Genomic DNA, 16965 nt, shown 5'->3' with positions numbered 1-16965 from the left:
CTCCTTGCGGAATAATTTAAGGTGCCCGGGAGGCGAAATCGCCCGGTGGGTGGCTGACTGTTATCAAGGAGCGTGCCAACAAATGCGCCGCCCTTACGGGCCGGGGTGATGGCGGTTTTTTGCGGGCGGACTGGCAAAAAAAACGGAGAGACCAAGGCGAAAGTGCGCAAGAAGTTGCGCAGTACTGCGCAACTTCTTGCGCACTTGGCTGCAGGCCATGACAGGCCTGGCCTGCAGCGAATTTAAGGGCGAAATATTACGAGCATGTGCGCAACTTCTTGCGCAGTATGGCAATAGGCCGCGCCGGGCATTTGAAGGCGTCAAACTTTTCGCGCCCAGCTTGCGAACATCACATCACCGACGTACACGCCTGAAGAGGCTGAACGTTCCTGATCCAGACGCTCTTGCAACGTTTCAATTCCGACCTCTTCCGCGCTGGCGACGCCTAGTGCGAGGATTCGCGGCAAGCACGCTTGAACAATGGCGCCAAGGCTGTAGGGGCTATCAGGGGTTTGTATCAGGCATTCGGCGCGCACGCTTTCTACGGTCAAGCCTGCCTGAGTGAAAATACGGTGTAGATTGAAACCGATGTGTAAATCCGCGCCTTCGCGAGCAATCATTTCCTGTATCCAGAACTGCGCTCTTTTATGCAACGGGAAAGGGTCCACGCTTGCAGGCGCCATCGTCGTATCGTGTTCTTGAAAGACCATGACGCCGCCGGGACGCAAGCGGTTCGACAGCGCTCGGATCGTCGCCACAGCATCCCTTTGATACATCAGGACGCGCCTCCCTACGATGGCATCAAAAGTACCAAGCGAATCCTGCAGCTCCAGAAGCTCGCACTGGATGAACGTTAGTGAAGGGTAACCATGTGCGGCGCTACGCTGGCGTGCGATGGCAATGGCATGGGCGTCATGATCAACGCCGATGACCTCTCCATTCCCTCCCGCCAGATCACACAACAAAACAGAAACATCACCCGAGCCGCAACCCACGTCCAGGATTCGCATCCCTTTTCCGATGCCCGCGTCGATCAGCAAACGCGTGGTGAAGTCGAGTCGGTTGATCGACATTACTAAGCCTCTCTGAATGTTCTGAAAAGTCTATGGTATGCACTTCGGCCAACACGCCGCTTGAGGTCGATAGCACCCGTCGCGAACGGCGGCTCTCGACCTCAAGGATCAGGCAGCACCCAGCATTGCTTCATCCTTCGCCATCGCACGTTTAAAGGCGTCGCGGCTCGTTAACTTCTCGGCGTAAGCGAGGAACGCAGCTCTGGGTGGCAAGGTTTGCAAGCCTAGTCCCCAGCCGATGTGGGAGCCAACATAAACATCCGCAGCGGTGAAGTGTTCACCGGCAATAAAGGGATGCGCCAGCACCGCGCGTTCGAGCTGATCCACGGTGCGCTCATAGCTTCCGTAGCCAAAGAAAAACTCCTGTTCCGGCTTCGGATTGAAACCGGCGCGGTGGTTAGTCACCGCCTGTTCCAGAGGCCCCGCAGCAAAAAACAGCCAGCGGTAATAAGCGGCACGATCCACCGCCGCAGGAGCCAGCCCGGCTTCGGGAAATGCGTCGGCCAGATACGCACAGATGGCGGCAGTTTCTGTTATGGTTTGCCCGTTATGCACCAGCGCGGGGATCTTTCCCATCGGGTTCACGTCGCGAAAAAAACCGACGCGTGAATCATCAGCATCGGCCAGCGTCGGCGCGGCCAGCGCGGCACCACCCCAACGGTCAGTCTGACTGATCGACTGGTAATCCATAATCACCGTCTCATAGGTGCAGCCGATTTCTTCGAGCATCCAGCGCACCATGCGTCCGCGTGAATTGGGGTTGGTGTAGAAAGTCATTGTCATCGTGAGCTCCTTTTGGCTCTGTTTGTTGACGACAATGGTAAGAGCGAAGCTGCATCAGCCCGTGGGCGGTTTACGCCAGAATACTTGCGGAACGCGCCATTAGCGGCGCGTAGCATTACGCATTGCCGCCCTCCTGCGGTTCGGAGCTTAGAAATGTCGCACCTTCACCCCAGCGCCGAACGGTGTAAATTGCCCAGGGTGTTCTGGCAGTCGATAGAGCAACTGGGCCTGGATCCCTCGTTGATTCAGCAGCACGCTCAACTGCCCCATGATCTTCACCTTAACGAGTCTGCCTTTGTCAGCACCCATCAACTGTTTGCCGTCTGGAACGCCATCGAAGTGCTTTCGGCGGATCCTGCCTTCGCGATAAAGATGGTTCGCGACACACCTAGCGCGAAACACAAACTGGCGTTCCTCACTGCGTTATATGCGGCTGACTTTCGTGACGGCCTCGCTCGGTTGGCGCGCTTCCAGCGTCTATGTAGCCCCGACAAACTTTGCATCGACGAGCGCGAGGGCACTGTTTCACTCACGATTCAGTGGCCTTCCGGCACGGGGCCGGCGCCTTATCTCTCAGTCGAGGCGTGCTTTGCCTTGGCACTGGAACTCGGTCGACGAGGCACCGGCAAACACATTGAGCCTCTGTCATTGAGCTTGAGAAGGCCCCAGCAAATGCTGGAAACGCACTCAAGTTATTTCGCCTGCCCCATTCTCTACGGCGCTGCCAGGGACGAATTGATCCTTCGCACCTCTGACATCGGTCTGGCTTTTCTTGAGCACAACCCGGAAGTGCTGCACATGATGACCCCCGGCCTCACCACCGCAATTCGCGCGATTGAAGCGCCAGTTGGCTTTTGTGAGCAGGCCATTGAAGTGCTGAAACGCGCACTGGCGGGCGGGCGGCCAAGTTTGCAATTCCTCGCCCGTGAACTCTTGCAGAGCGAGCGCACGTTGCAACGACGATTAGCGTGCGAGGGTACAACGTTCAGCGCTCTGCTCAACGAGGCCCGGCGCCAGGTGGGATTACTCCTGTTGGCTGATACTGGCCTTGAGCTGAAAGAGGTGGCGTATCTGCTTGGCTACGAGGACGTCAACTCTTTCCATCGGGCTTTTCGGCAGTGGGAAAAGATTTCGCCCGCTCAGTGGCGACGTTTCAATGCCTGAAGCATGGCGCTGGCCATAGGCGCAAAGGCATGACTGCTTATGGCCGAAGACCTCGCCGCGACGGCTGAGAGTTCCTGTGGCAAGACCCTGCCTCGGTCAAGGACGCCGATGCTTGGCAGCGTCTTTGGTTTGAACTGGAGATCATCAACGGGCTTGCGTTGGCGCAATGGGAAGATGAGGGAAAGCCAGATGACTGGTCACGCAGCTGGAGCAAAGACTATCGACAAGAAGCGGCCGCCCTGGCGACTGAACTGGTAGCAATGCTTGGCGATGCAGATTCATCTGCCACCTGACTGGCGGTGCCCGCGGTAAAGCGGGCACCGTTTCCTGTATGGGAAAAGGGCTAGACGCCTGCTTACCAGTTGTAACTCACTTTGGCGGTAATCTCGCGACCCGGATTGTAGAAGTTCGCTGTGCCGGAACCGACCACGTGCTGCTCATCCAGCAGGTTGCTGAGGTTCACCGCAAGGTCGGTGCCCTTGGCGATCTTGTAGTTGAACGCGGCGTCGAACAGCGTGGTGCCATCGCTTTTGCCAGAGTTGGCTGCATCGAAGTAGTAAGAGCCGACATAGCGCGCACCCAAGCCAACGCTGACATCAGTGGCAGGCACGTCGTAATAACTCCAGAGCGAAGCGGAATGCTTGGGTGCCGTGGCGAACTCATTACCCTTCAAGGAGCTACCGTCGTACAACGAGCCGCGCTGTACCTCGGACTCCATATAGGAATAACCACCGATCAGGCTGAGGTTCTGCGTCACCTGAGCCTTGGCTTCCAGGTCGAGGCCACGCGCCCGCGACTCGCCCACCGTCTGCTGCTCAATGATGCCGCTCGGCAGCACCACGGCGATGGTGACGTTTTCCTGGGTCAGGTCATAAACGGCTGCGGAGAACAGGGCGTCGATCCCCATAGGCGAATACTTCACGCCCACTTCGTACTGCCGGCCCGTCTGCGGTGTTACACCAACCTGCGGCGGCGAGACGGATTCCACCATGCTCACATAGGTGGACACCTCATCGTTGACGATATAGGTCAACGCACCTCGGTAGGAGGTTTCGGAGAAGGTGTCTTTCTCAGTGGATTCCAGGCCTTTGCTGGTCAGGTCCATCGAGTCGTTGCGCACGCCGCCGGTGACGATGAACCGCTCGTAGAACGACAGGTTCTGCTGGAGGAATACGGCCTTGGTGGTCGCGTCTCGCTTGTTCACGGCATACGGCGCGATTGAGCGTGAAACGCCGGTAAACACAGGGTTTGCAATATCAATGGAGGTAGTCGGAGCGTAGACCGAGCTTTCCTTGGTGGTCGAATCGAGGTACTCGACGCCCACCAGGCTGCTGCTGTCGATGTTCTCGAAGCGGGCATCGTATTGCAGCATCAGATTGCCGTTGAACTGGTCGGCTTCGGTGTCCGTTCCAAACTGATAGCGGTCAACGATGGTGCCGACACGTGCGGCGCTGTCGCTGAGGTAAACGTAGCCAAAATCATCAGTCAACTTGCTGTAACGCAGATTGCTGCGCAGTACGAAACCGTTGTCGAAGTCATGGGTGACGTTACCGCTGAGGCTGGTGCGCTCGACATCGTGAAAGTTGTAGCTGGGCTCGCCATAAAACTTCTTGCGGTCGTATTCCTTGTCCAGCGGATAGCCACCGCTGTTTGGCGAACTTTCGGTTTTCAGGTAGTCCAGAATCATCGTCGCCGACGTGTAATCCGTCGGTGCCCAAGTGAGGCCACCCATAAACAACTGGTTGTCGTCCTGCGAGTGGTCGTACTCGCGGTCGCTGTTTTGGCCTTTGGCAGTAAAGCGGCCAGCCAGGGTTTTCTCGTCGTTCAGCGCATCCCCGACATCGATGCCTGTCTCGACATGGTCAAACGAACCGTAGGTCACATAGCCTTGGCCAAACTGCTCGAAGCGCGGCTGTTTGGTCACGAAATTCACCGAACCGCCCGGGTCCGCCGGTCCAAACAGCGTGGAGTTGGCGCCACGCAGAATCTCGATGCGCTCGTAAGCGAATGGATCTTCGCGTACGCCGCGCATCGAACTCAGGGTCAAGCCGTCACGGTAAGTGGTGGCCTGGAAGCCACGGATCTGGAAGTAGTCGTTGCGGTCATCCGTACCATAGAAGTCAGTGATCACGCCGGGTGTGTATTGCAGCGCTTCTTCCGTGGTGCTGACGCTGCGCTGTTCCATTTCCTTGTTGGTCACAACCGACACCGATGCCGGTGTATTGAGAATGCTGGTGGCCACTTTGCCGCCAACCCAGAGCTCCTTGGCGACCACCGAGTTGGCGTCGTCGTCGGCACTGACCCTGACCTTGGCGTTGATGATGAGGGGCGCAAGGCGGTAGTCCTCGACGTCGGTTGCGTCGAGTTCGAGCGGGCCGGCAGGCTTTGGCTGAGGTGTCAGCAGGTAAGCGGTCGGGCCTTGCTGCTCGATCTGCAATTGGCTCCCCTGCAGCAACGATGACAGCGCTGCCGACGTATCGAGCGAGCCATTCACGCCAGCGGTGGTGCGGTTCGCAACACTCGACGCATCGAAGGAAAGACTGATGCCAGCCTCACGCGCAAAGCGATCAAGCGCCGGCGCCAGTGGGCCGGCAGCGATGTTCCACTGCTTGACTTGATTGCTGTGGTCAGCGCTCGTCGTTTGCCCCAGCGATGGCAATGCGTAGCTGCTGACAATCAAACCCAACATCGCACCTTGCAAGGCACGATTTAATGGATGGCGCTGTGAAACCGGGGACGAACTCATTTTCTCGCTCCAAGAAAGGACATCGGCAGACTGGCCTGTATTCCGGCCTTCCTAAGAGGTCGAACGAGAATGCGAAACCACCTCATTATTTTTCAGGTGGTTTTGATGGGCTCAGGCAGCAGCGGTCACGGTCACCCAGTAACGGGTTCGGTAATCGATGTGCAAGCGCAGTGACTGCGCGATCAATGCCAGGACCTGATCGTTGTCGGCGAGCTGGAAGGTACCGGAAACGCGACGATCCGCGACCTCTTCGGCACAGCGCAATACCCCGGGACGATAACGCGACAACTCCACGATGAAATCATCGAGACGCATATTGCGCGCACTGATCACTCCGTCACCCCAGCTCCACAGATCGAGGCCGTTGTCGCTGAACGTTCGGGCGCCACTCGATGTGAACAGCAGCTGATTGCCTGCCTGGACGCTGCGGCTCGCAGGCGTTTGACTGAAGCCGGGGAAAACCGTGACTGACCCTTCCTGAGCCGCGACCAGCGTGCCATCGTCACGTTCGCGTGCCAGAAAGCGCGCACTCTGAGCGCGCATGATCCCGTCACGTGATTGCACCCAGAACGGTCGCGCTTGAGGCGAGTGTTGATCGGCGCCGACATTCACGATGATTTCACCACGTCGCAGGATGATCAGGCGTCGCTGGGCGTCGAAATCGCTGTCGACGGCGCTATCGCTATTGAGCTGGATAAGGCTGCCATCATCGAGTTGGAAGCGTCGTTGCTCGCCGGTGCTGCTGCGTTGTTGCGCAAGCATGGCGGGAACGGGTGTGTAGTCGCGGCCGAGCCAGGCTGCCGTGCCAACAGTCGCCAATAGGCCCAGTAGCTTCAGGCTTTCGCGCCGGCGCATTCCCTGATGGGTGCCATTAAGGGTTTGTCGCGCCAGTTGAGCGGGTACGCCGGCAAATTCATCCCCAAGGGTTTCCACACGCTGCCACGCCAACACATGCTCTGGGCGCTGCTGCAGCCAATGCTCAAAAGAGTGCTGTGTTTGTTCATCGGCCAGATTGAAGCGAAGGCGCACCAGCCATTGGATCGCCTGCTCAACGATGGCCGGATCCAGCGCCTGCGGCTCAGGCCTCGACATAACGCAAGCGATAGCAGTGTTGCAGGGCCGTGGCCAGGTCGCGCTCAATCGTCGCGCGGGAAACACCGAGCTTTTCGGCTATTTGCGCGCACGTCAGACCGTCGAGTCGGGCACATAAAAACGCCTGACGAACCCTTGGTTTAAGCAAACTGAGCATGCGGTCTATGCGCTCGAGCGCATCAAGAATCAGCAGCCGGCTTTCTTCCGAGGGAACCTCGTGTTGAGGCAGCAACGTGACGCTTTCCAGATAGGCACGTTCGAGTTCGCGACGACGATACTGATCAATCATCAGTCCGCGGGCGATGCTGCTCAAATAGGCGCGCGGCTCGCGCAAGGGGCTGGACTGACGGGATTTGAGCAGACGTACAAAGGTGTCCTGCGCCAAATCTGCTGCGTTATCGCGACATCCAATGCGTCGGATCAGCCAGCCGTGTAACCACGAGTGGTGGGTGCGATAGAGCAGCCCTAGATCTGCAGTACCTAGCGTTTCGTCGCTGCGCATCGGAATCCCGGAAAGTACACAATTGATAATTAATCGCATTCTACTCACGGGATAGGGCCGGAGGCAAATACGTGGCGCTCAGCGTTCGGATTTGGGCGAATGGGGTCATTCTGAAGGGGGGCGAGTGGAAGGATGCGTCCAGCGATTGGAAGATTTGAACCCTGGCGATTAGCGTGAACGTAAAGGTTTCAGGAGGGATGCGGACCCGTGTAATGGGGCAGCAGGGGCGGGCGGTGGAGTCTTGGTCCGAGCCGCCGGCATTGAGCATGGTAACTCTACGATGCAGATTTTCTACTCGGGTGATTTGCCTAACCCACTGCGCAGAATGCTCCCACGCCAGAAACGACAAAGCCCTGAATAATCAGGGCTTTGTCGGTACAAAATATGGCGGAGGCGATGGGATTCGAACTCATGGACCTGTTACAGTCGACGGTTTTCAAGACCGATATGCAAAGCCAATGAAACCGGGGCCTGTAGCCGCTTTTCGTTACGATACGTTTATTTTTTGACACCTCTACAGCCCGCATTCTACAAGGGGCGGATTTTGAGTTTTGTAACGGTTTTTGGGGCTATTTCGATGGCTTGGCAATGGCGCCAATTCGTCGATAGACGCGCTCGGTAATGTCTCCTTTGGTGTGCCCCAAGAGTAGGCTCGCATCGCCGACGTCGAGGATTTCCGACGCCGCTTTCGGCCTGATGTCTCTGAACTGGAAGCCTCCGATTTTCTCAGCCAGCTGAACATCGCCTTTGTCTTCAGCTTCTTTCTTGGCCCTTTCTCTGGCGTCGTCCCATCGATCGCGAAGCATCTTTGCGGTCATCCGCTTGCCGCGTGCGCTCACGATCAAATAGCTGCAAATGTGCTGAGCATTGCGCACGGCCATTTTCCCGATCAACAGGCCCAGGCTGTTTGGCTCATCACCGTCAGTCATCTGGATACGCAGCTTTTTGTGTGTCTTGTTTTGCTGAACTCCCAAGTAATTTCCCTCGACGTCGTCCTTTCTCATAACCAGAACATCTGCCGGTCGCTGCCCGGTCAGATAGGCCAAGTCCATCGCGTCTTTCAGCTCTTGAGCTGCCTTCATGTAAACAGCATCCCAAACCACATCATTTGCGTAATAGTCCCTCGGCGTTTCCTTGTTTTTGCGCACCCCTTGGCAGGGATTTTCTCTGGTCGTCAGTCCCCATTCCCGAGCAATGTTGAACACGTGGGAGAGGGTGGCAATCTCGCGATTCGCGCGAACCTTGGCGGTGCGCGCGTCCCGGTAGCCTGCAATAGTCGCAGGGGTGATTGAGTCGATAGGAGCGCTGTCGAACATCGGCCGAAGTTGCTTGATCTCCGCCAGATTGTCCTTCTGCGTCCGCGCCGCTTTCTTCGATACGATGTCGCGGATGTATCGGTCGAAGATGCCCTTCATGGTGCGCAGGTCGAGCGGCTTCTCCTTCGCCTCCAAGTCCGCCCATTTGATCCTGGCCAAGTCCAAATCCTTTCCCAGCGGGATCGCTTTGCCTGTCATGTCCAGGTAGTAATAGGCTATCCACACCTTTCCGCTTTTTCGTGTTCGCGTCCACTGGTACATCCGAGGTGGCAAGTTGCGTGTGTCGGCCTTGCGGGGGCGCATATCAGTTCACTCGCGAAAAGTCTGGCGTCCATGCCGGTGTTGCCGGCGGCGGGTTTGGATCGGCAATTGTGGGACTGATCATGCCCAGCTTCATGCGGGCATACATTCGACCCACCAGTGGACGTTTGCCGCGGCTTTCGACGAAGACCCACTGGCGATCAATCAGCCAGCGGCGTTGGTAGGCACGGGCCTTGTAGCCGGTGAGTTCGGCCAACTCCTCGTCGGAGAGAATTTCTGTTTCCATTGTGATGCTCCATGCCGCGCGTGGCGGCAGAAGGTGGTGATGGTTCAGGGTTTGAATTCTTCGGCGGCGCACAGCTTCCGCGCGTAATCGAGTAAGTCGGCTGACCAGTCAAGGCCGACGCCGTCGTCGAAGGCGAAAAGCATTCCTGCGAGAGCTTTACGCAGGTTTCCTTTTTCTTCGGTCAGCTTGATCGCCTCTTCGCGAAGCTGCTCAGCGTGATCCGTCCATTCCTCAGCCATGATTTCGAAATGCTCGGCCGGTTCCCACGGGGAAGGAATAACGTTCGTCACCCAGTCATTCCAAAGCTCAAGGCTTTCACCGCGCGCGATACGCTCCTGCTTCATACGCTCACCGAGATCGCGCAACTCCTGCGCGCGCCGCTCGGCGTCTTCTTTGTTTAGGCACGGGTACTCTTCGCCAGGGCCAACGCTGTGGATCGCCCAGAGTTTTACGGTGGGTTCGGCCAAAGCTTGGCGAAACACGGAAGCTTCATTGCAAAGCGAAGGCCCGCCCTGTGCGACATCTGGGTGGCTCTCCATCAAGGTCAACGCTCGCTCGACAATGTTTCGGTCGAGAGTGATGACCTCGGTGGCTGGGGGCGCTGGTTCCATCATGGCTTCGATTACTCGTTCAATTTCGGACATACGAATTCCTCGCCCGCTGTTCATCGGCAGGCTAGTGGGTATTAAGAAGTAAATGACGCTTAACTCATGTGGATAAAATAGTGCACATGTATTAAATTGCAGGTTGTTGTTAATAGTGAGGGCGGTTTGTGTCCATTTTGAATGTGAAAACCAAGGTAGGTAATTTAGAGGTTGTACACACAGGGGTTGCCCATTTACAGGGGGCTCAAAGTTTTGAGATTGATATAAATACTTATGTGTGTACGGTAAAGTTTGTCAGCGATGCCGGCGGGCCTCGATACGTGGGGAGTGTTCAAGACTCTTCATATCTGGTTACTTGTTACAATCATGTCAATAGTTTTGGTGAGGGGATTTTTACACCATTTGCTATAGGACAGCTCAACGGTAAAACTATCTATATTACCTATTATACAACCTTGGTCGCTCCAGAAAATGGAGTTAGAAGATTCGAGTATTCATTGTGGATGGAATCACAATGACAGATCAAGTAACACTGCCTGAGCCATTGGAGGGCCCAGTCAACACTATATCTGAAGGTTCATTAAAACCTGGAAAGGTATCGCCGGTAAATTCTACACCCGTTGAGGGGAAACCAACGGAGGGAAAGATTGCCCGGGAAATCGGAACGGGTGATGCGGCCAAAGACTCGTTTGTGTACTTAACAATTAAGTGGAGTTTTTTGGTTGGTTCTGTGACAACAGCTTGTTTGTTTATTAAAGGTTTTTTTGATTTGGGAGGTAGTAATGGTGCTCAAAGCCTTGAGGTTATAAAAGGAGTTTGGAGTGTGTTTCTGCCAATTATTACACTGGCTCTTGGTTATGCATTTGGTAAAGGTAGGTAAGTAATTGAGTGATGGTTTCCAGCAAACCTATGCACTTTTTGCCGCTATCGCGGCTGACTTTGAAGGGGGAGGGAGTTACCGCTGAGGATGTGTTGCGTTCCAGCGCTCGAAGGCTTCTTGCGTGGTTGCAGCTTTGATTTTCTCGTCGCAGGTGTAGCAGCTGGCAACGCCGCTGGCCGCGCCGACATCGCGGTGACCTTTCTTGCACGGGTTCATATGCCAGTCATCATCCTTGGCGGACTCTGGTTCTGGATATTCAGGGCGCGCAGGTGGATAGGCCGGTGCCATCATCGCCTGGTCAATCGCCGCCCGCAGGTTCTCGCTGTAGTTCTCGCCGATGACGCGCTCGAACGGCTTATCCATCCAGTAGCCGACGATTTCGATGTTGATGCTGTTGTCGCCAGCTTCGCCGTTGGGGCTGCTGTCGAAGCGGATGTCCCAGCAATTCGATTCCAGCGCATCCAGCCGATGCTTGTCCCGCTCCAGCTCATCAACCCGCTGATCCGCTGCGTTCAGGCTCTGCTGCAGGGCGTCACGCTCCGCGGTGAGTCGCGCAACCTCTCTCTCAGCTGTCTCCAGTTTGGAGTCGCGCTGGTATTCGTCAAAACGCCGCTGCGCTTCATCGTCGCCACTCAAGCATCCGCAATGATATGGGTGTGCCGTGTAATCGATATGGCACAGACGATTAGGGTTGGGCTTTGGCTCGCCGCCGGCCGCCAATGTTGGCATCGGCGCGGCCGGTTTGTTTTCTGTGGGCATGGCGTTACCTCACCGGTATATTGGGCGAATGTTAATGTTGGAGATTAAAATGCGGCTTTTTCACTACACGGATGTCAGTGCCGTGAAATCAATTATTGAAAATAAAAAAATGTGGCTGACGGATTCTCGATTTTTGAATGACTCTCAAGAAATGCATGATGGGATAGAACGAATAATTCATTATTTAAATCATCAGCAGGAACACTTTTCGCATAGACATGAATATCTAAAGCTAGCGGTTGGATACTTGGCTCAGGATCTGGGGCAGGGGAAATATTATAAAGCTGAAAGACGCCCAGTATATGTTTGTTCATTTAGTGAGCAGCGCGATTTGTTAAGTCAGTGGAGAGCTTATGGGAGCTATGCTATTGAATTTGAATCAGATGAAATTCCTCTTGAGATAAAAACTTGCGTATATGATGTTGATGAAAAAAATACGCAGGCAGCACATGTAGCTTTGTCTGCCCTAGAAATCGTTGCGAGCGAAATGAGTGGCGACGGACTTTGTGGTGCTCCAAGTTTTGAAGCCGTAGCGAATCTCGTGTCCCTGGCTGCAACTTTCAAAGATTCCAGCTTTTCCGAAGAGCGAGAGGTCCGTTTAGTACTTGGTCATGATAAGGATCCGATGTTCAATCAGCGGCTTAAAGTTCATTTTAGGGCCAAAGGTAATTATTTGATTCCATACGTAGAACAAGAGATTCCCATCAAAGCGATAAAGGCAATACATGTTGGGCCTATGCGAGACCAGGACCTTGCCTACACCTCGATGAGTGCCTTTGTTCAAAGTCAGTCCTTGAGTGAAAGCATCTATGCTGAAAGAAAGCAGCATTGCGTCAAAGTCATCAAGTCTTCTATTCCATACAGGGCGCCTTAAACGAGTAGCCGCGGGCAGATCCAGGATTAGAAAGTCAGGCGCTTGCAGCGAGGGCCAAGGTTTCCTCGCTGCCATGTGTTATGCCAGCATGCAGATCCACCTTGCGTCCGGCAAGCATTCCCGCGATTTGCGCATTCAGGTCGATATCAACATCACGCGTTTTCCGGGCTTTGCCCACGCCTTTGTTTGCGAGGTACTCGGTGATCAGCGCATTGTCATGCGCTTCAACCGCGATGATGTCGCGTCCGTCACTTGCTGGCGGGGTATCGTCTTCGCCTTTCGGGACAAGGGCGCTCAGCTTCCCGTAAACCTCGTTGACCCATGCTAGGGCGAAGTGGTCGCCTGCCGTCTCGGCTGAGTAGGAGCTGCGGTAGACACCCGAACGCACCATTGCCACGTATTCCTTGCGGGCAAATTTCAGCTTTGTCAGTAGCGCTTCAAACGCATACAGCGCGATGTGCTGTGCAGGTGTCACCCCCACGAAGGAAGTGCGGGCGATGATTCGATTCTTTTCCCTGCAGTACTGCCGACCGTACAAAGAGGTGCACCCGAAAACGTGGGCAACTGCACCGCTCAGGTTCCGCTCCCACGTCGGCAGGCGTTCGGCCCGGTAGAATTGCGACTCGACTTCGCCGACGTCGCTCAGCTTCACATCCATTTCGGTCAGCCGATACTCGCGCATCAGCGCCTGTGCCTGCCGAAGCGCCGTTGCAGCCTCGTTCTCGTTGGCACTCTGCGCCAATGCCAGGCAGTGCTTGATCTTGCGAATCGCGCGCTCGAGTTTCTTTTCGTCGATCTGTTGTGCGGACATAGGGGATCCTTGCCGGTATATTTGGCGGACAAATTACTGAGGGTTTCAAATGGATCAGGGATTGATCAATGACATCATTTCAACCTCTGTTGGAGGTGCGGCAGGCGGCGCAGTGGCCGCGCTTGTGGTGCTGGGTGTTCAGGGACTAAGCGCTGCAATCAAAACCAAGCGAGACGCGGCGCGAATATATGGATGGCTTCAGGCCAACAGTGACAGGGAGAAGGAGCCGTTCCGGTCGACACGGGCTATCGCAAGTCATAACAACCTCACAGAAGACCGGGTGCGATTCGTCTGCAGTCACGACTCTAGAATCAAACTATCAACCGGTAAGGACGATGGGATGTGGAGCATTCACATTCGAAAACGCACTACCTCTGTAATGGCGATAACTGACGAGATTGACTGAACAATCGTTGCCGGCTGGCGTGATTCGTAAAAATTGGGTAAATAGACTCGAAAATAAACTGAGGTCTTGAATGAACAGTCTCAAGTTGCTGCTTACCGTATTGCTTTGTGCATGCTCGTTAATTTCCTGTTTATGCTGGGCGAAATCTGCACTTGCAAAAGTACCTGCGAAAATCCCAGGTAGCCATTTGGTATGGACCGACGAGAGCGGTTTTGAAACTGACCTCGTAGCGACCGCGCAGACGCAGACCAAATGGAATAAGGTGGCCGCTGCTTTTGCTTCCGTAGCGGCCATCGCTCAAGGCGCCTTGGTTGCGATAACCTGGTAGCTTCGCCGCCCTCTGCGGTCTGTGGTGGCAATTTGGTGTGAAATAGGGTCTGATTCTCAATCGGCTTGGAGCCGTTAGGAGAAGTAATGTCAAAAAAAGTAGATGCGGACAGCCCAGCGGCGGAAGTGACCACTATCACCAGCGATCCACCTAAGAAAAAAGCTTTCATAGTCACACCAATTGGAGGTAATGAATCATCGACTCGAAGGGCTGCAGATGGGCTCATAAGCTCGGTCTTAAAACCTCTTCTTTCAGATCTGGGATATGAGACGCACGTCGCGCACGAGATCTCGATAAGCGGCTCCATCACGCGTCAAGTTATCGAACACATCCTTGAGGATGATTTGGTCGTAGCTAACTTGTCTGAGCTAAATCCAAATGTTATGTATGAATTGGCGGTAAGGCACTGCTCAGGAAAACCTGTAGTAGCAATTGCCGAATTCGGTACAAAATTACCATTCGATATAGCCGATGAGAGAACGGTTTTTTATACCAATGATATGTGTGGTGTGGTCGAACTTAGTCCAGCACTCCGCAAGGCAATCGAGGCGTCCGTAGGGAAGGCCGAACAAGACAACCCTGTTTTGAGAGTTCGGCAGAATCGAGCACTGCTAGAATCACTGGATCAAATTGATGCAAAGACGATACTTATTGAGCGTCTTGATGGAATTGAGGGGCTTCTGCGTGGATTGACAATTGATCGGCGCGATGATCTACGCTCACCTAGCGCCAATAGCGGCCTCAAATTCCGATTGATAGGGTCGGAAGACGCTGTGCAGCAGCTTGTTGAGAAAATTGCAACCTATGGCTATGATGCTCACTGGAATGCGACGCTTTCGAACGATGGCAAGAAAGAGTATATAGTTTCAGTAAGTGGAGTGACCAATGTAGATGTAAGCATCCTTGCGAAAATTGCAGGAAATCTGAAAGTTGAAATAAAGAAAATACAAGTTTTCTAAGCTTTTTTTCAAGTGTAAGTGTTTTGCTTTAATTGGTTCATACAATCTCGTCGTCAGACTCATATGGACCGTCGACGAGATACTTCATGCCGGCCACCTCAACTAGTCGAGACATCCTTTCAGCATCCAAAAATGTTGTCGTGACACTGCGCAGCATCTAGGCCTAGGTATCGAAGTCAGCGGCGATCAAGTTCATCAGCAGCAGCTAGTAAACCTCCTGCTGGCTGTTGATGCCGTAAGCCTTCATGACTCGCTTCAGGTCTGGCTTGAACACCCCGGCGACTTCAACCGTGAACCTCTCTACGCCCAATGCATCGTCCTACGCTGTTGCCTTCTCGCGCTTCCTGCGCTTCCTGCGCTGCTTGATGGCTTCCGCCGTCCGCTGCGGCTCTTCCGTTGGGAGCTGCTGCTCTTCGGCGATGACCTATCTCTTCAATTCCGCTCGCAGGCTCGTTACCAGGTGGTGTATCTATGACTCAACTCACACTGGCAGGAGGCCGACATGAGGTTGCAGAGCGATGTAGATGCGCTAGCGGCTATCGAAGAGCACGCTAAAGCGATGCTGAAACGGATAGGGCTGCCGGACGACGCGGTGAAGCTTGAGGTGGTCGTGTTCCTTCGCGAGGTGATCGACCTGGCCAGCTACATGGAGTCGGCGCATCGGTTGGTTGAGGTGCCGAGCTCTCGATGAGGCTGTGTGCTGCAAATAGTCACAAAACTGGCGAGCTGATCCTCTATATGCCTTACTACGAGCTCACCAGAGAAGGAGTAAGCGCATGTCGTTCAAGATTGATCGTTCAGGTTTTGACAAGCTCAGGAAGAACATCGAGACGCTCGCTGCCACCAAGGAAGTAAAGTTAGGGGAAATGATGAACCCCGAATTCATTTCCTCGCATAGCTCGTTCGCAAATCTTGAAGATTTAATCAATGGCTCTGGGTTCAGGGTCGAAACAGCAGAGGATTTCAAAGCCATTCCTGATGCTGACTGGGATGTTTTCATTAAGGAAAACACCGATTTCGAGAACTGGCAGGATATGCAGGTTGCCGCTCACAGAGATTACGTAGCGGGGGTCATGGGCAAGGGCTTGAAAAAGTAGCTTTGTATCTGGGCCTTGCAGGCTAGATCTCGACGCCCCTACTGGCGAAACGCTCAAGCTGTCGCGACTGGTTTTCGTTGGGTACGAACACCGGTCGCGACATTCTGACGAAGCGTTCCGACTCTTCTGCTGGCGCTGCGGCCAGATTGATGATGAACGTGGACACCGTTTCCTGCCATTCCTCGAAGCCGTGGCGCTCGCTCAGCACCTGAAGTGCGTCATCAAGCGCCTTCGAAATAATCAGCGATCGCCTCTCGGCGCCGATCCGATCCAGCAGCGCCTTCTCCTTGGCTCGCTTGTCCTTCTGCAATTGCGCGTTGCTCTTGGCCATGGCCTACCTCTTCAATTCCGCTGGCCGGCAAGACCAGCCAGGTCTGTCGGCGGCGTGTCGTCGCCCGGTTACTGATGCGTTTCATGAGTCGAACTTGAATCCGTTCTCGCTGGCGATCAGCGCAACCCGCTTGACGTGCATGTGCAGTGTCTTGGCCGTCTCGCTGATGGTCTTGCCGGCTTCGGCCAGTTCGCGAACCTTCGGGGCGATCTTGTTGCGCTCGACGCGCAGACGGTCGTGGTGCGGTGTGGATGCCAGCTTTGGATCGCCAGTGACGCCACTGGGGATTTGCTGAGCCTTACCGCCGGAACCGAAGAACTGATCAAGTTGCTGGTTCAGGTTGTCGAGCAACTGGTCTCGTGGGTTTGGCATTGGTGCACCGATCAATGCACACCTTCCGCCAGGCGATTGGCCTGCTTTTCGAATGCGATCGCCATGTTCAGCGCGACCTGATAATTGAAGCGAAAGGCCTTTGTCTTGCCGGTGACCAGGTCAACGATGTGGTAGGCATTGCCGACGGTCTTGACCTGGAAGCGCACTTTTTCTTCCGGCGTCGCCAGACCTGCAAGGCGCGCGAACTCTTCACGGGCTGCGCGGGAGCGAACAAATAAGGCTTTGAGAACTTCCCGGCGCTGCTGCATCAGTGGGTGCATTTCGACCTGAGCAATTTCTGTTGCGTGCTTCATGGTTGA

At 54.8% G+C, this 16965-nt stretch carries 21 protein-coding genes; 8 read left to right on the top strand and 13 right to left on the bottom strand.

Features of this window, described 5'->3' with window-relative positions:
• Nucleotides 1-320: 320 nt before the first annotated feature.
• Together ACIPIZ_RS26000 and ACIPIZ_RS25995 are read right to left on the bottom strand one after the other, a co-directional pair.
• Nucleotides 321-1073: a class I SAM-dependent methyltransferase gene (locus ACIPIZ_RS26000; RefSeq protein ID WP_401168253.1), complete on the bottom strand. Its 753-nt coding sequence runs from the start codon at nt 1071-1073 to the stop codon at nt 321-323.
• A 108-nt stretch (nt 1074-1181) separates the two neighbouring features.
• A complete protein-coding gene (locus tag ACIPIZ_RS25995; protein WP_401168250.1) occupies nt 1182-1856 on the bottom strand; it encodes a glutathione S-transferase family protein in 675 nt (224 codons plus the stop codon).
• A 153-nt stretch (nt 1857-2009) separates the two neighbouring features.
• Between ACIPIZ_RS25995 and ACIPIZ_RS25990 the strand changes: the two genes are divergently transcribed.
• Nucleotides 2010-3020, top strand: a complete 1011-nt coding sequence (locus ACIPIZ_RS25990; protein WP_401168249.1) for an AraC family transcriptional regulator ligand-binding domain-containing protein — start codon at nt 2010-2012, stop codon at nt 3018-3020.
• A gap of 355 nt (nt 3021-3375) precedes the next feature.
• Here ACIPIZ_RS25990 and ACIPIZ_RS25985 read toward each other — a convergent pair whose 3' ends face one another.
• The 6 genes from ACIPIZ_RS25985 to ACIPIZ_RS25960 all read right to left on the bottom strand — a co-directional run bounded on the left by ACIPIZ_RS25985 (nt 3376) and on the right by ACIPIZ_RS25960 (nt 9867).
• Nucleotides 3376-5766 carry a TonB-dependent siderophore receptor gene (locus tag ACIPIZ_RS25985; RefSeq protein WP_401168246.1) on the bottom strand — a complete coding sequence of 797 codons (2391 nt, stop codon included), beginning with the start codon at nt 5764-5766 and terminating at the stop codon, nt 3376-3378.
• Nucleotides 5767-5877: 111 nt separating this feature from the next.
• Nucleotides 5878-6858, bottom strand: coding sequence for a FecR domain-containing protein (locus tag ACIPIZ_RS25980; protein WP_401168244.1), 981 nt, complete (start codon nt 6856-6858; stop codon nt 5878-5880).
• On the bottom strand, nt 6845-7360 hold the full coding sequence (locus tag ACIPIZ_RS25975) for a sigma-70 family RNA polymerase sigma factor (RefSeq protein ID WP_122661250.1): 516 nt from the start codon (nt 7358-7360) through the stop codon (nt 6845-6847). The genes ACIPIZ_RS25980 and ACIPIZ_RS25975 overlap by 14 nt, the downstream gene beginning before the upstream one ends.
• A gap of 569 nt (nt 7361-7929) precedes the next feature.
• Nucleotides 7930-8979, bottom strand: a complete 1050-nt coding sequence (locus ACIPIZ_RS25970; RefSeq protein ID WP_401168242.1) for a tyrosine-type recombinase/integrase — start codon at nt 8977-8979, stop codon at nt 7930-7932.
• Nucleotide 8980: 1 nt separating this feature from the next.
• Nucleotides 8981-9223 carry a DUF4224 domain-containing protein gene (locus ACIPIZ_RS25965; protein WP_401168239.1) on the bottom strand — a complete coding sequence of 81 codons (243 nt, stop codon included), beginning with the start codon at nt 9221-9223 and terminating at the stop codon, nt 8981-8983.
• Between the two features lie 44 nt (nt 9224-9267).
• Nucleotides 9268-9867, bottom strand: a complete 600-nt coding sequence (locus ACIPIZ_RS25960) for a hypothetical protein (RefSeq protein WP_401168237.1) — start codon at nt 9865-9867, stop codon at nt 9268-9270.
• A 128-nt stretch (nt 9868-9995) separates the two neighbouring features.
• On the opposite strand from ACIPIZ_RS25960, the gene ACIPIZ_RS25955 reads away from it, so the two are divergent.
• Together ACIPIZ_RS25955 and ACIPIZ_RS25950 are read left to right on the top strand one after the other, a co-directional pair.
• On the top strand, nt 9996-10346 hold the full coding sequence (locus tag ACIPIZ_RS25955; RefSeq protein WP_401168234.1) for a DUF6864 domain-containing function: 351 nt from the start codon (nt 9996-9998) through the stop codon (nt 10344-10346).
• Nucleotides 10343-10708 (top strand): hypothetical protein, encoded by a 366-nt coding sequence (locus ACIPIZ_RS25950; RefSeq protein ID WP_401168232.1) that lies wholly within the window; start codon nt 10343-10345, stop codon nt 10706-10708. The genes ACIPIZ_RS25955 and ACIPIZ_RS25950 overlap by 4 nt, the downstream gene beginning before the upstream one ends.
• A gap of 75 nt (nt 10709-10783) precedes the next feature.
• Here the strand turns inward: ACIPIZ_RS25950 and ACIPIZ_RS25945 are convergent, their stop codons facing one another.
• Nucleotides 10784-11437 carry a hypothetical protein gene (locus ACIPIZ_RS25945; RefSeq protein ID WP_401168230.1) on the bottom strand — a complete coding sequence of 218 codons (654 nt, stop codon included), beginning with the start codon at nt 11435-11437 and terminating at the stop codon, nt 10784-10786.
• A 112-nt stretch (nt 11438-11549) separates the two neighbouring features.
• Between ACIPIZ_RS25945 and ACIPIZ_RS25940 the strand changes: the two genes are divergently transcribed.
• Nucleotides 11550-12341: a DUF2971 domain-containing protein gene (locus ACIPIZ_RS25940; RefSeq protein WP_401168227.1), complete on the top strand. Its 792-nt coding sequence runs from the start codon at nt 11550-11552 to the stop codon at nt 12339-12341.
• 34 nt (nt 12342-12375) lie between these two features.
• Here the strand turns inward: ACIPIZ_RS25940 and ACIPIZ_RS25935 are convergent, their stop codons facing one another.
• A complete protein-coding gene (locus ACIPIZ_RS25935) occupies nt 12376-13152 on the bottom strand; it encodes a DUF2786 domain-containing protein (protein WP_401168225.1) in 777 nt (258 codons plus the stop codon).
• 476 nt (nt 13153-13628) lie between these two features.
• On the opposite strand from ACIPIZ_RS25935, the gene ACIPIZ_RS25930 reads away from it, so the two are divergent.
• The 4 genes from ACIPIZ_RS25930 (at nt 13629) to ACIPIZ_RS25915 (ending at nt 15942) form a co-directional block, all read left to right on the top strand.
• Nucleotides 13629-13886 (top strand): hypothetical protein, encoded by a 258-nt coding sequence (locus ACIPIZ_RS25930; protein ID WP_401168222.1) that lies wholly within the window; start codon nt 13629-13631, stop codon nt 13884-13886.
• Between the two features lie 86 nt (nt 13887-13972).
• Nucleotides 13973-14845 carry a hypothetical protein gene (locus tag ACIPIZ_RS25925; protein ID WP_401168220.1) on the top strand — a complete coding sequence of 291 codons (873 nt, stop codon included), beginning with the start codon at nt 13973-13975 and terminating at the stop codon, nt 14843-14845.
• A gap of 502 nt (nt 14846-15347) precedes the next feature.
• Nucleotides 15348-15536: a hypothetical protein gene (locus ACIPIZ_RS25920; protein ID WP_401168217.1), complete on the top strand. Its 189-nt coding sequence runs from the start codon at nt 15348-15350 to the stop codon at nt 15534-15536.
• An 85-nt stretch (nt 15537-15621) separates the two neighbouring features.
• Complete coding sequence (locus ACIPIZ_RS25915) at nt 15622-15942, top strand: hypothetical protein (protein ID WP_401168215.1); 321 nt, start codon at nt 15622-15624, stop codon at nt 15940-15942.
• Nucleotides 15943-15964: 22 nt separating this feature from the next.
• On the opposite strand, the gene ACIPIZ_RS25910 is transcribed toward ACIPIZ_RS25915, so the two are convergent.
• The 3 genes from ACIPIZ_RS25910 to ACIPIZ_RS25900 form a co-directional block, all read right to left on the bottom strand.
• On the bottom strand, nt 15965-16273 hold the full coding sequence (locus ACIPIZ_RS25910; RefSeq protein ID WP_401168213.1) for a hypothetical protein: 309 nt from the start codon (nt 16271-16273) through the stop codon (nt 15965-15967).
• An 81-nt stretch (nt 16274-16354) separates the two neighbouring features.
• Nucleotides 16355-16645 (bottom strand): hypothetical protein, encoded by a 291-nt coding sequence (locus ACIPIZ_RS25905; protein WP_401168212.1) that lies wholly within the window; start codon nt 16643-16645, stop codon nt 16355-16357.
• An 11-nt stretch (nt 16646-16656) separates the two neighbouring features.
• Nucleotides 16657-16959, bottom strand: coding sequence for a hypothetical protein (locus ACIPIZ_RS25900; RefSeq protein ID WP_236428089.1), 303 nt, complete (start codon nt 16957-16959; stop codon nt 16657-16659).
• Nucleotides 16960-16965: the final 6 nt, after the last annotated feature.

This window comes from Pseudomonas sp. NPDC087690, from assembly GCF_044743175.1.
GTDB lineage: Bacteria > Pseudomonadota > Gammaproteobacteria > Pseudomonadales > Pseudomonadaceae > Aquipseudomonas.
Note: the sequence above shows the minus strand (reverse complement) of the source record. Positions and strands in the feature narration are given on the sequence as shown.